Origin of the sequence: Caldimonas mangrovi (genome assembly GCF_023721835.1) — a bacterium.
GTDB classification, from domain to species: Bacteria; Pseudomonadota; Gammaproteobacteria; order Burkholderiales; family Burkholderiaceae_C; genus Caldimonas; species Caldimonas mangrovi.
The window spans coordinates 291,896-304,352 of record NZ_JAMKFE010000001.1; the positions used below are offsets into that span (position 1 = coordinate 291,896).

Genomic DNA, 12,457 nt, shown 5'->3' on the forward strand with positions numbered 1-12,457 from the left:
GGCTTTCGCAGAGATCGGCCGGCACCCATGGCGGCCGGCTACCCTTGTATTTTATGTCTTATATAAGACTTTGGAAGATATTTTCCGAGGACTTCACAATGAGAAGGGGCTGCCTCTCGGCAGCCCCTTCTTCTGAAACTCGGCGGATGAATTCAGTTGGCTTGCGCCGCTTTCACCGCTGCGGACGCCGCCCGCTGGCGCTCGTGCACGCAATCGTCGACCATGCGTTGGCCCTGGCGCACGTTGAGCAGCATCGACTTGTTGGCAATCTGCAGGTAGAGCGTTTCTCCCCGCACGTCCTCCAGTCGCATCGCGCCGGTCGACGACAGCACCGGCTTCATCAGCCAGGTGCGTTGCCCGTGGCTCAGGTCGACATAGCCGGGATGCTGGCTGCTCGGCGTGATGTTCACGGACTGGTTGAACTCGCACTGGCTGACGCCGGTGTGCACCATGCTGGCAGCGCTCAGTTGCTCGGGCGAGGCTGCGGCGACCACCGTCGCCGACGCAGCAGCCGGTGCCTTCTTCTTGCCGCCGGCGCTCTGAGCATGGGCGACGCCCGCGCACATCAGTAGGCCGGCGAATACCACGGTCGCCGCCCGCATCGAAGTCTTGTCCACGGTTGTCTCCTCTCTCTCACAGGTGGGAAGACTTCGGATTGTGAGACGGTGCGTTTTGTAACACCACGCCCAGCGAGACTGGAACGAGACAAATTTGGCGACTTGCGAATCAGAATGCATCGGCCGGCACATGCACCCAGCCTTGCATCAGCACCCGGGCGCTGCGGCTCATGACGGCCTTGGTGACCACCCACTCTCCGTTCTGCTGGCGCGCCTCGGCGCCGACACGCAGCGTGCCCGACGGATGACCGAAACGCACCTGCTGTTGAACGCCACCGCCGGCCGCGAGATTCACCAGAGTGCCTGGAATGGCAGCCGCCGTTGCGATGGCCACCGCCGCGGTCCCCATCATCGCGTGGTGCAGCTTGCCCATCGACAGTGCGCGCACCAGCAGGTCGATGTCGCCGGGGGCCACATGCTTGCCGCTGGATGCGGTGTAGCCGGCCGGCGGGGCGACGAAGGCAATCTTGGGCGTGTGTTGGCGCTTGGCGGCTTCGTCGATGTGCCGAATCAAGCCCATGCGCACGGCAGCGTGGGCCCGGATCGTCTCGAACATCATCAACGCCTTCGCGTCCCCGTTGATGGCCTCCTGCAGTTCGGTCCCGGTGTAGCCGATGTCTCTGGCGTTGACGAACACGGTCGGGATGCCGGCGTTGATCATCGTTGCCTTGAAGGTGCCGATGCCCGGCACGTCGAGCTCGTCGACCAGCTTGCCGGTCGGAAACATCGCGCCCCCGGCGTCGCCTTCGCCCTCATCGGCCGGGTCGATGAACTCCAGCTGCACTTCCGCCGCAGGAAACGTCACGCCGTCGAGCTCGAAGTCGCCTGTTTCCTGGACCACGCCTTCGGTGATCGGCACGTGCGCGACGATGGTCTTGCCAATGTTGGCCTGCCAGATCCGCACGGCGCAGACGCCGTTGCGGGGAATGCGCGCCGGGTCAATCATGCCGGCGCCGATGGCGAACGGCGCGACCGCCGACGAGAGGTTGCCGCAGTTGCCGCTCCAGTCGACGAAAGGCTGGTCGATCGACACCTGACCGAACAGGTAGTCCACGTCGTGGTCGGGCCGGGTGCTCGGCGCAACGATGACCGTCTTGCTGGTGCTCGACGTCGCCCCGCCCATGCCGTCGATCTGCTTGGCATAGGGGTCGGGGCTGCCGATCACGCGCAGCAACAGCCGGTCGCGTGCCTCACCGGGCACGCGGCAGCGCTCGGGCAGGTCTTCCAGGCGGAAGAACACGCCCTTGCTGGTGCCGCCGCGCATGTAGCTCGCGGGGATCTTGATCTGTCGTGCATGGGCCATTGGCTTGCCTTTTGTCTCCGCCGTGCGGGTCAGTGCGTCGTCGACTCGAGGAAGTCTTTCGCGAAGCGTTGCAGCACGCCGCCGGCTTCGTAGATCGACAACTCCTCCGCGGTGTCGAGCCGGCACGTCACCGGCACCTCGACGCGCTCTCCGTTGCGGCGATGAATCACCAGCGTCAGGTCGGCGCGCGGCTCGCGCTCGCCGGTCACGTCGTAGGTTTCGGTGCCGTCGATGTTCAAGGTCTTGCGGTTCACGCCCGGCTTGAACTCGAGCGGCAGCACCCCCATGCCGATCAGGTTGGTGCGGTGGATGCGCTCGAAGCCTTCGGCCACGATGACCTCCACGCCGGCCAGCCGCACGCCCTTGGCGGCCCAGTCCCGCGACGATCCCTGGCCGTAGTCGGCGCCGGCAACGATGATCAGCGGTTGCTTGCGCTGCATGTAGGTCTCGATGGCCTCCCACATGCGCGTGATCCTGCCCTCCGGCTCGATGCGGGCGAGCGACCCGGGCTTGATCTTGCCGTCGACGACGGCCATCTCGTTCTTCAGCGTCGGGTTCGCGAAGGTGGCGCGTTGGGCGGTCAGATGATCGCCCCGGTGCGTCGCATAGGAGTTGAAGTCCTCCTCGGGCAGGCCCATCTTCGCCAGATATTCGCCGGCAGCACTGTCCGGCAGGATGGCGTTCGACGGCGACAGGTGGTCGGTCGTGATGTTGTCGCCCAGCACCGCCAGAGGGCGCATGCCCTTGAGCGTGCGTTCGCCTGCCAGCGCGCCCTCCCAGTACGGCGGGCGGCGGATGTAGGTGCTCTGCGGGCGCCAGTCATAGAGCGGGCTGACGTTCGAGCTGGCCTGTTCGCGTTGCTCGAACATCGGGATGTACACCTGACGGAACATCTCCGGCTTGACGCTCGATCTGACGATGGTGTCGATCTCCTCGTCCGAGGGCCACAGGTCTTTCAGTGTGATCGGCTTGCCGGTGGCGTCCGTACCGAACGCATCGCGCTCGATGTCGAACCGGATCGTGCCGGCGATCGCGTAGGCGACGACCAAGGGCGGCGAGGCCAGAAACGCCTGTTTCGCGTAGGGATGGATGCGTCCGTCGAAGTTGCGGTTGCCCGACAACACCGCCACGGAGTACAGGTCGCGGTCGATGATTTCCTGCTGGATCTTCGGGTCCAGCGCACCGGACATTCCGTTGCAGGTGGTGCAGGCGAACGCGACGACGCCGAATCCGAGCTCCTCGAGCTCACCCTTCAGGCCTGAGCGCTCCAGGTACAGCGACACTGCCTTGGAGCCGGGCGCCAGCGACGTCTTTACCCACGGCTTGCGCGCGAGGCCCAGCCGATTGGCATTGCGGGCGAGCAGGCCGGCCGCGATGACGTTGCGCGGGTTGCTGGTGTTGGTGCAACTGGTGATCGCGGCGATGATGACGGCACCGTCGGGCATCTGTCCCGGCACGTCCTGCCAACTGCCGGCGATGCCCTTGGCGGCGAGATCGGTCGTCGCCACGCGGGCGTGAGGGTTCGACGGGCCGGCCATGTTGCGCACCACGCTCGACAGATCGAACTGCAGCGTGCGCTCGTACTGCGCCGTCTCGAGGCTGTCCGCCCACAGGCCGGCCTGCCGCGCGTAAGTCTCGACCAGCTTCACCTGTTCGTCGTCGCGGCCGGTGAGCTTCAGGTAATCGATGGTCTGCGCATCGATGAAGAACATCGCCGCGGTGGCGCCGTACTCGGGCGCCATGTTGGAGATGGTCGCGCGGTCGCCCAGCGTCAGCGCCGAGGCGCCTTCGCCATGAAACTCGAGATAGGCGCCGACGACCTTGGCCTTGCGTAAAAACTCGGTCAAGGCCAGCACGATGTCGGTCGCGGTGATGCCGGGCTGTGGTTTGCCTGAAAGCTCGACGCCGACGATGTCCGGCAGGCGCATCCACGAGGCACGGCCCAGCATCACGTTCTCGGCTTCCAGGCCGCCGACACCGATCGCGATGACGCCCAGGGCATCGACGTGCGGTGTGTGGCTGTCGGTGCCCACCAGCGTGTCGGGGAAGGCGACGCCGTCTTGCGCATGGATCACCGGTGACATCCGCTCCAGGTTGATCTGATGCATGATGCCGTTGCCCGGCGGGATCACGTCGACGTTCTCGAACGCGAGCTTGGTCCAGTCGATGAAGTGGAAGCGGTCTTCGTTGCGTCGGTCTTCGATCGCACGGTTCTTGGCGAAGGCGTCGGGATCGTAGCCGCCGCACTCGACGGCCAGCGAGTGATCGACGATCAACTGCACCGGCACGACCGGGTTCACTTTCGCCGGGTCGCCGCCTTGCTCGGCGATCGCGTCGCGCAGCCCGGCCAAATCGACCAGCGCGGTCTGGCCGAGGATGTCGTGGCACACCACGCGCGCCGGGAACCATGGAAAGTCCCGTTCGCGCTTGCGTTCGATGAGCTGCTTCAGGCTGTCGGTCAGGATGGCGGGGTCGCAGCGGCGCACCAGGTTCTCGGCATGCACGCGCGAGGTGTAGGGCAGCGTGTCCCAGGCGCCCGGCTGGATTGCGTCAACGGCCGCGCGCGCATCGAACCAGTCGAGCGCGGTGCCGGGCAATCGCTTGCGATAGGCGGTGTTCATCATCGTTCCTTACTTGCGTTCCTCGAGCGGCACGAACTTCAGATCTTCCGGCCCCACGTAGTTGGCGCTCGGGCGAATGATCTTGCCGTCGATGCGTTGCTCGACGATGTGCGCACTCCATCCGGAGGTGCGCGAGATCACGAACAGCGGCGTGAACATCGCCGTCGGCACACCCATCATGTGGTAGCTCACGGCGCTGAACCAGTCCAGGTTGGGGAACATCTTCTTCACGTCCCACATGATCGACTCGAGCCGTTCGGCGATGCTGAACATCTTCATGTTGTTCGCGTCGACCGACAGCCGGCGTGCGACGTCCTTGATGACCTTGTTGCGCGGGTCGCTGAGCGTGTAGACCGGGTGGCCGAAGCCGATGATGACTTCCTTGTTCTCGACACGGCGGCGGATGTCGGCCTCGGCCTCGTCGGGCGAGTCGTAGCGCTTCTGGATCTCGAACGCGACTTCGTTGGCGCCGCCGTGCTTGGGTCCGCGCAGCGCCCCGATGGCGCCCGCGACGGCCGAGTACATGTCGGAGCCCGTGCCAGCGATCACGCGGCCAGTGAAGGTGGAAGCGTTGAACTCGTGCTCGGCGTACAGGATCAGCGAGGTGTGCATGGCCTGCACCCACAGCTCGCTCGGCCGGCTGCCGTGCAGCAGATGCAGGAAATGCCCGCCGATGGAGTCGTCGTCGGTTTCCACCTCGATGCGCCGACCGTTGTGGCTGTAGTGATACCAGTACAGCAGCATCGAGCCCAGGCTCGCCATGAGCTTGTCGGCAATGTCGCGTGCACCGGGATGGTTGTGATCGTCCTTCTCGGGCGACACGCAGCCGAGCGTGGAAACGGCGGTGCGCATCACGTCCATCGGGTGTGCACCGGCGGGCAGTTGTTCCAGCACGGCTTTCACCGCAGCAGGGATGCCGCGCAGCGCCTTCAGCTTGCTCTTGTAGGCCACCAGCTCCGAGACGTTGGGCAGCTTGCCGTGCACCAGCAGGTGGGCGATTTCCTCGAACTCGCATGATCCGGCGAAATCGAGGATGTCGTAGCCGCGATAGTGCAGGTCGTTGCCTGTGCGACCGACGGTGCACAGTGCGGTGTTGCCGGCGGCAGTGCCCGACAGGGCGACGGATTTCTTCGGCTTGAAGCCGGGCGCTGCGGTGGGGGGCTGGCTCATGGGGTCTCCTTACTTCTTGGCCGCAAAGAGGGCGTCCAGGTGTTGCTCGTAGGTGTGGTAGCCGATGCGGTCGTAGAGTTCATCGCGCGTCTGCATCAGGTCGACCACGTTCTTCTGGTGCCCGTCGCGGCGAATCGCCTGGTACACGGCTTCGGCGGCCTTGTTCATTGCGCGGAAGGCCGACAGCGGGTAGAGCACCATCGCGACATCCGCCGAGCGCAGCTCGTCCACGGTGAACAGCGGTGTCTTGCCGAACTCGGTGATGTTGGCAAGCACCGGAACCTTCACTGCGTCGACGAACCTGCGATACGTCGGCAGGTCATAGGCGGCTTCGGCGAAGATGCCGTCAGCGCCGGCTTCGACGCACTTCAGCGCGCGCTCGATCGCGGCATCGACGCCCTCGACAGCGATCGCGTCGGTGCGGGCGATCAGGAAGAAGCGCGGGTCGGTCTTCGCGTCGGCGGCGGCCTTCACGCGGTCGGCCATTTCCTGGGCAGAGACGATCTCCTTGCCCGGTCGGTGGCCGCAGCGCTTGGCGCCGACCTGGTCCTCTATGTGGCAGGCGGCAGCGCCGAACTTGATCAGGCTCTTGACCGTGCGTGCGATGTTGAACGCGCTGGGGCCGAAGCCGGTGTCGATGTCCACCATCAGCGGCAGCTCGCACACGTCGGTGATGCGCCGTACGTCGGTCAGCACGTCGTCGAGAGTGTTGATGCCGAGGTCGGGCATGCCGAGCGAGCCGGCGGCGACCCCGCCGCCCGACAGGTAGATCGCGCGATAGCCCGCCCGCTGTGCGAGCAGCGCGTGGTTGGCGTTGATCGCGCCGATGACCTGCAGCGGTGATTCCTGTTGCAGCGCCTCGCGAAAGCGTGCGCCGGGGGTGAGGGTGCTCATGATCAGGATGTCTCCGTGAAGAAGGCGGCAAGGGCTGCAGGCGGCAGCGCGCGTCCGGTGCGATGCGCGCGTTCCAGCACATGCCAGTAGTAGCGGTAGCTCGCGCGGTCGTGCAGCGTGTCGCTGCCTCGTGTCTTGTGGCGCACGGGCCCCCAGCCGACGGCTTGCGCGGCCAGCAGGATGGCAGCGCCGTCCTCGACGTCCTGTTCGTCGGGCGCAAAAGCTTCGACGATGGGCAGGATCTGATTCGGGTGGATGCTCCACATGCGGGTATAGCCGAGTTCGCGCGCGGCCTTGCGCGCTGCCGCGCGCAGCGCGTCGAGGTCGTTGAACTCGGTGACGACGCCGTGCGAAGGGGTCTTGCCGGCCGCATGGGCGGCGGCGGAAATCTCGGTCTTGGCGCGCAGCACCAGCGGGTGGCGGAACTGTCCCTCGGCGCTCATGCCGTGCGCAGGAATGGCGCCGCGGTGTGCCGAGACGAAGTCCATCAGGCCGAAAGACAGCGACTCGACGCGCGGGTGAGCGGCGATATGCCAGACGTCGCGCAGCGCGCCGTGCGTTTCGATCAGTACATGGACGGGCACCCGGCGTGGCAGGCCGATGCCGGCCGTGATCGCATCGATGCGCCGGCAGGCCTCGGCGACGTCTTGCGCATGCCTGGGCTTCGGCACCATCAGGTAGGCCAGCCGGTCGCCGCAGTGCGAAAGCAGGGTGTGGACCTCTTCGTCGAACACGGCATGGTCGATCGGATGCACGCGCGCGCCGACACGGTTCCAGCGATTGCCAGCACCGTTCACCAGTTCGGCGATCAACAGCGCATGCTCGCGCTCGCCGCCCACCGGAGCGCCGTCTTCTGCGTCCAGCGTCGCGTCGAACACTGCGCTGCCGAAGCGCTCACCCAGTTCCGCCTGCAACGCCAGGCTCTTGCGCATGCGCGTCTCCACGCCCGAGTAGTGATCGCACGCGGGCAGCGTCGGCAGCGCCTCGCCCGCCTCGAACAGGGCCTGCTTCGGATGCGGGGCGGCGGGTTGGTGAGGAAAGGTCAATTGACGTATACGTAAATTCAGGTCCGAAAAAAAGGCCGACGAGCTGTGCGCTGCCGGCCTTCCTCTTGGGGTTGACCCCGGGGCCGCGGTCTTACAGCAGGTGCTTCACGCCGTCCTGCTCTTCCTGCAGCTCCTTCAGCGTCAGGTTGATGCGCTCTTGCGAGAAGGCGTCGATGTCCAGGCCCTCGACGATCTTGTACTCGCCACCCTCGGTGGTGACGGGGTAGCCGAACATCACGTCCTTCGGGATACCGTACTCGCCGTTCGACGGGATGCCCATCGTGACCCATTTGCCGTGTGTGCCCAGGGCCCAGTCGCGCATGTGGTCGATCGCCGCATTGGCGGCCGACGCGGCCGACGACAGGCCGCGTGCCTCGATGATGGCTGCACCGCGCTTGCCGACCGTGGGCAGGAACGTGTTCTTGTTCCACTCCTCGTCGTTGATCATCTGCTTGACGGGCTGCCCGTCGATGGTCGCGAAACGGTAGTCGGCGTACATCGTCGGCGAGTGGTTGCCCCACACGGCCAGCTTCTCGATGCGGGAGACCGGCTTGCCGGTCTTGGCCGCGATCTGGCTCAGCGCACGGTTGTGGTCCAGGCGCAGCATCGCGGTGAAGTTCTTGCGCGGAAGATCGGGGGCCGACTTCATCGCGATATAGGCGTTGGTGTTGGCCGGGTTGCCGACCACCAGCACGCGCACGTTGCGCGATGCGACTGCATTCAAGGCCTTGCCCTGCGCGGTGAAGATCTGCGCGTTGGCGGACAGCAGGTCCTTGCGCTCCATGCCGGGGCCGCGCGGGCGGGCGCCGACGAGCAGTGCGTAGTCGGTGTCCTTGAAGGCAGTCATCGGGTCGCTGTGCGCTTCCATGCCGGCCAGCAGCGGGAAGGCGCAGTCCTCGAGTTCCATCATCACGCCCTTGAGCGCCTTCTGGGCCTTTTCGTCGGGGATTTCCAGCAGTTGCAGGATGACGGGCTGGTCCTTGCCCAGCATTTCGCCGGAGGCGATGCGGAACAACAAGGCATAGCCGATCTGGCCAGCCGCGCCGGTGACGGCCACGCGTACGGGTTGCTTGCTCATTTGAGGAGACTCCAGAGTATCGTTTTGTGGATGGAACGTCGAGGCAACCCGTTCGTGCGCCAAGACACGGGTCGGCCTGCTCCAGCGCGAAGTGTAGGGGAGTCTATGCCTCGGTTTCCATGATGTCAACAGTCTTATGTCTTATATAAGACATCATTCATCTGTTCCTGGACTTCAGGGTGGCATTGTGTTGCAATCGCGCCCATGGCGACTCAGCCTCCCTCATCTCTGTCGGACCTTTCTGCGGCCGCCATCGAAGCGTCCGGGCCCGCATTCAGCCCGCTGTACCAGCAGATCAAGGCATTGATCACCCGCAGCCTGCAGTCGGGCGAATGGAAGCCCGGCGAGGCGATACCGAGCGAGGTCGATCTGGCTGCCCGTTTCAAGGTGAGCCAGGGCACCGTGCGCAAGGCGATCGACGAATTGGCTGCCGAGAACCTGCTGGTGCGTCGCCAGGGCAAGGGCACCTTCGTGGCGACCCACACCGAAGAGAAGGTGCAGTATCGATTCCTGCGGTTGATGCCCGACGACGGAGAGGTTGGCCCCGTCGAGCGCCGCTTCATCGACTGTCGCCGCCTGCGCGCTCCGGCCGACGTGGCCCGCGCGCTCGAACTCAGGTCCGGTGATGCCGCATTGCAGATCCGGCGCGTGTTGTCGTTCAAGGAGCAGCCCGTCGTGTTCGACGACATCTGGCTGCATGGTGGGCTGTTCAAGGGGCTCACCGCCGAGCGGTTGAGCGACTACCGGGGGCCCATGTACGCGCTGTTCGAAACCGAATTTGGCGTCCGGATGATTCGCGCCGAGGAGAAGCTGCGCGCCGTGGCAGCCGACGCCACTTCCGCGTCGCTGCTCAATGTCTCCGAGGGCTCCCCGCTGCTCAGTGTGGAGCGTCTGTCGCATACCTACGGCGACAAGCCGGTGGAGTTTCGCCGCGGTCTGTACAACACGGCCGCGCACTTCTATCGCAATGAAGTGAGCTGACGGTGCGGTGTTTGATGACGTGAAGCGACGCACCGTTGGTGCGTTGCAATAAAATCGACTGGTTTCACCGTCGTTACAGCCGTCTCTTCATAGCGAAAAGGTTGGGTATGCCCGAAATTGCAAAACAAAGACCCGGGACGATGCGCTTGGTCGATGCGCTCCAGTACCGGTTGCCCCTGGCCGGGGTCGTGTCGATCCTGCACCGTGCCAGCGGCCTGCTGATGTTCGTGCTGCTGCCGTTCATCATCTGGCTGTTCGATAAGAGCCTCACGTCCGAAATTTCCTACGGCGAATTCACCAGCGCCTTCACCGCCGGCCTGCTGGGCCTGCCCGGCTGGTTCATCAAGCTCGTGGTGCTGGCGCTCATCTGGGCCTATCTGCACCACTTCATTGCCGGCCTGCGCCACATCTGGATGGACATGTTCCATGCCGTCAGCAAGGAGCAGGGCAAGAACTCCGCGGTGTTCACCCTGGCCGCGAGCGTGCTGTTGACGGTGGCGCTCGGCGTCAAGCTGTTCTGGTCCTGAGCCCGAGAGAGATCCCCCCGATGAACAAAAACTACGGTTCCAAGCGCCTGGTGGTCGGCGCCCACTATGGCATGCGCGACTGGCTGGCCCAGCGCGTTACCGGCGTCCTGATGGCGCTGTTCACCTTGGCGGTGCTGGTTCAGGCGCTGTGGCCCTGGTACCGCCGCGACGAAGCCGGCAACAGGCTGGGTGAGATCGTCGGCTACGACAAATGGGCGGGCATCTTCGCCCAGCAATGGATGAAGGTGCTCACCTTCGTCGTGATCCTTTCGCTGCTGTACCACGCTTGGGTCGGCATGCGCGACATCTGGATGGACTACGTCAAGCCCGTAGGAGCGAAGCTCGCGCTGCAGGTGTTCACCATCGTCTGGTTGGTCGGTTGCGCCGGTTGGGCGATCCAGGTCCTGTGGAGGCTTTGAAAGAAATGCAAATCGGAACGTCTCTCCCCACCCGCAAGTTCGACGTCGTGATCGTCGGCGCCGGCGGTTCCGGCATGCGCGCCTCGCTGCAGCTGGCGCTGGCCGGGCTCAACGTCGCGGTGCTGTCCAAGGTCTTCCCGACCCGCTCGCACACGGTCGCCGCACAAGGCGGCATCGGCGCCTCGCTCGGCAACATGAGCGAGGACAACTGGCACTACCACTTCTTCGACACCGTCAAAGGTTCCGACTGGCTCGGCGACCAGGACGCCATCGAGTTCATGTGCCGTGAGGCGCCCAAGGTCGTCTACGAACTCGAGCACTTCGGCATGCCGTTCGACCGCAATCCCGACGGCACGATCTACCAGCGCCCCTTCGGTGGCCACACTGCGAACTATGGCGAAAAGCCGGTGCAGCGTGCTTGCGCCGCTGCCGACCGTACCGGCCACGCGTTGCTGCACACGCTGTACCAGCAGAACGTGCGCGCCCGCACGAACTTCTTCGTCGAATGGATGGCGCTCGACCTGATCCGCGATGCCGAGGGCGACGTGGTCGGCGTGACGGCGCTCGAGATGGAAACCGGCGAGGTCTACATCCTCGAGGCCAAGACGGTGCTGATGGCCACCGGTGGGGCCGGTCGCATTTTCGCGGCATCGACCAACGCATTCATCAACACCGGCGACGGCCTGGGCATGGCGGCACGTGCCGGCATCCCGCTCGAAGACATGGAGTTCTGGCAGTTCCACCCGACGGGCGTGGCCGGCGCGGGCGTGCTGCTCACCGAAGGCTGCCGCGGCGAGGGGGCGATCCTGCGCAACGCCAATGGCGAGCGTTTCATGGAGCGCTATGCGCCGACGCTGAAGGACCTGGCGCCGCGCGACTTTGTTTCGCGCTCGATGGACCAGGAGATCAAGGAAGGGCGCGGCTGCGGTCCGAACAAGGACTACGTGCTGCTCGACATGACCCACCTCGGCGCCGAGACCATCATGAAGCGGTTGCCGTCGGTCTATGAGATCGGCCACAACTTCGCGAACGTCGACATCACGAAGGAGCCGATCCCGGTCGTGCCGACCATCCACTACCAGATGGGCGGCATTCCGACCAACGTCTACGGCCAGGTGGTGGTACCGAACAACGGCGTGCCGAACCAGATCGTGAACGGCCTGTACGCAGTGGGCGAGTGCTCCTGCGTGAGCGTGCACGGTGCCAACCGCCTGGGCACCAACTCGCTGCTCGACCTGGTGGTGTTCGGCCGCGCGGCCGGCAATCACATCGTCGACTACAACCTGAAGAACAAGTCGCACAAGCCGCTGCCGAAGGGGGCCGCCGACCGCACGCTGGAGCGCCTGGCGCGTCTCGACTCGGCTTCGGGCGGCGAATACGCGCAGGACGTCGCCAACGACATCCGCAACACCATGCAGGCGCATGCCGGCGTGTTCCGCACCCAGGCCATGATGGATGAGGGCGTGACGAAGATCCTCGAGGTCGATCAGCGCGTGAAGAGCATTGGCCTGAAGGACAAGTCCAAGGTGTTCAACACCGCCCGAGTCGAGGCGCTGGAGGTCGAGAACCTGATCGAAGCCGCGAAGGCGACGATGACCTCGGCCGCCGCTCGCAAGGAAAGCCGCGGTGCCCACGCGCACAACGACTACCCGAGCCGCGACGACGCCAACTGGATCAAGCACTCGCTGTGGTACAGCGAAGGCAACCGGCTGGACTACAAGCCGGTCAACATGAAACCGCTGACGGTGGAATCCATTCCGCCCAAGGTCCGCACCTTCTGATGGCGTCACACCCGCAGGAA

The 12,457-nt window shown here is 65.1% G+C and carries 11 protein-coding genes; 4 read left to right on the forward strand and 7 right to left on the reverse strand.

The features are described 5' to 3' along the window. Positions 1 to 152: 152 nt before the first annotated feature. From M8A51_RS01420 to M8A51_RS01450, 7 genes are all read right to left on the reverse strand, one after another. Entirely contained in the window at positions 153 to 617 is a 465-nt protein-coding gene (locus M8A51_RS01420) for a hypothetical protein (protein WP_251776331.1), read from the reverse strand. A 109-nt stretch (positions 618 to 726) separates the two neighbouring features. Beyond that, on the reverse strand, positions 727 to 1,920 hold the full coding sequence (prpF, locus tag M8A51_RS01425) for a 2-methylaconitate cis-trans isomerase PrpF (RefSeq protein WP_251776332.1): 1,194 nt from the start codon (positions 1,918 to 1,920) through the stop codon (positions 727 to 729). 29 nt (positions 1,921 to 1,949) lie between these two features. Then, the gene (gene acnD, locus M8A51_RS01430; protein ID WP_251776333.1) at positions 1,950 to 4,541 is read right to left on the reverse strand and encodes a Fe/S-dependent 2-methylisocitrate dehydratase AcnD; all 2,592 of its coding nucleotides are present in this window, start codon (positions 4,539 to 4,541) and stop codon (positions 1,950 to 1,952) included. 9 nt (positions 4,542 to 4,550) lie between these two features. Further along, positions 4,551 to 5,711 carry a bifunctional 2-methylcitrate synthase/citrate synthase gene (prpC, locus tag M8A51_RS01435; protein WP_251776334.1) on the reverse strand — a complete coding sequence of 387 codons (1,161 nt, stop codon included), beginning with the start codon at positions 5,709 to 5,711 and terminating at the stop codon, positions 4,551 to 4,553. A gap of 9 nt (positions 5,712 to 5,720) precedes the next feature. After that, complete coding sequence (gene prpB, locus M8A51_RS01440; protein WP_251776335.1) at positions 5,721 to 6,605, reverse strand: methylisocitrate lyase; 885 nt, start codon at positions 6,603 to 6,605, stop codon at positions 5,721 to 5,723. A 2-nt stretch (positions 6,606 to 6,607) separates the two neighbouring features. Then, positions 6,608 to 7,651, reverse strand: coding sequence for an HpcH/HpaI aldolase/citrate lyase family protein (locus tag M8A51_RS01445; protein ID WP_407062186.1), 1,044 nt, complete (start codon positions 7,649 to 7,651; stop codon positions 6,608 to 6,610). A gap of 91 nt (positions 7,652 to 7,742) precedes the next feature. Continuing rightward, on the reverse strand, positions 7,743 to 8,729 hold the full coding sequence (locus tag M8A51_RS01450; RefSeq protein WP_251776336.1) for a malate dehydrogenase: 987 nt from the start codon (positions 8,727 to 8,729) through the stop codon (positions 7,743 to 7,745). A 204-nt stretch (positions 8,730 to 8,933) separates the two neighbouring features. Between M8A51_RS01450 and M8A51_RS01455 the strand changes: the two genes are divergently transcribed. The 4 genes from M8A51_RS01455 to sdhA all read left to right on the forward strand — a co-directional run bounded on the left by M8A51_RS01455 (position 8,934) and on the right by sdhA (position 12,437). After that, the gene (locus M8A51_RS01455) at positions 8,934 to 9,710 is read left to right on the forward strand and encodes a GntR family transcriptional regulator (RefSeq protein WP_251776337.1); all 777 of its coding nucleotides are present in this window, start codon (positions 8,934 to 8,936) and stop codon (positions 9,708 to 9,710) included. Positions 9,711 to 9,817: 107 nt separating this feature from the next. Beyond that, a complete protein-coding gene (gene sdhC / locus M8A51_RS01460; RefSeq protein ID WP_251776338.1) occupies positions 9,818 to 10,237 on the forward strand; it encodes a succinate dehydrogenase, cytochrome b556 subunit in 420 nt (139 codons plus the stop codon). Positions 10,238 to 10,257: 20 nt separating this feature from the next. Next, positions 10,258 to 10,656: a succinate dehydrogenase, hydrophobic membrane anchor protein gene (sdhD, locus tag M8A51_RS01465; RefSeq protein WP_251776339.1), complete on the forward strand. Its 399-nt coding sequence runs from the start codon at positions 10,258 to 10,260 to the stop codon at positions 10,654 to 10,656. Positions 10,657 to 10,661: 5 nt separating this feature from the next. After that, entirely contained in the window at positions 10,662 to 12,437 is a 1,776-nt protein-coding gene (gene sdhA, locus M8A51_RS01470; protein ID WP_251776340.1) for a succinate dehydrogenase flavoprotein subunit, read from the forward strand. Positions 12,438 to 12,457 lie beyond the last annotated feature (20 nt).

Coding starts and splice junctions, on each gene's coding strand:
- M8A51_RS01455 (WP_251776337.1), top strand. CDS start 8,934: ATGGCGACTCAGCCTCCCTCATCTCTGTCGGACCTTTCTGCGGCCGCC.
- sdhA (WP_251776340.1), top strand. CDS start 10,662: ATGCAAATCGGAACGTCTCTCCCCACCCGCAAGTTCGACGTCGTGATC.
- sdhC (WP_251776338.1), top strand. CDS start 9,818: ATGCCCGAAATTGCAAAACAAAGACCCGGGACGATGCGCTTGGTCGAT.
- prpF (WP_251776332.1), bottom strand. CDS start 1,920: ATGGCCCATGCACGACAGATCAAGATCCCCGCGAGCTACATGCGCGGC.
- sdhD (WP_251776339.1), top strand. CDS start 10,258: ATGAACAAAAACTACGGTTCCAAGCGCCTGGTGGTCGGCGCCCACTAT.
- M8A51_RS01450 (WP_251776336.1), bottom strand. CDS start 8,729: ATGAGCAAGCAACCCGTACGCGTGGCCGTCACCGGCGCGGCTGGCCAG.
- prpC (WP_251776334.1), bottom strand. CDS start 5,711: ATGAGCCAGCCCCCCACCGCAGCGCCCGGCTTCAAGCCGAAGAAATCC.
- acnD (WP_251776333.1), bottom strand. CDS start 4,541: ATGAACACCGCCTATCGCAAGCGATTGCCCGGCACCGCGCTCGACTGG.
- prpB (WP_251776335.1), bottom strand. CDS start 6,605: ATGAGCACCCTCACCCCCGGCGCACGCTTTCGCGAGGCGCTGCAACAG.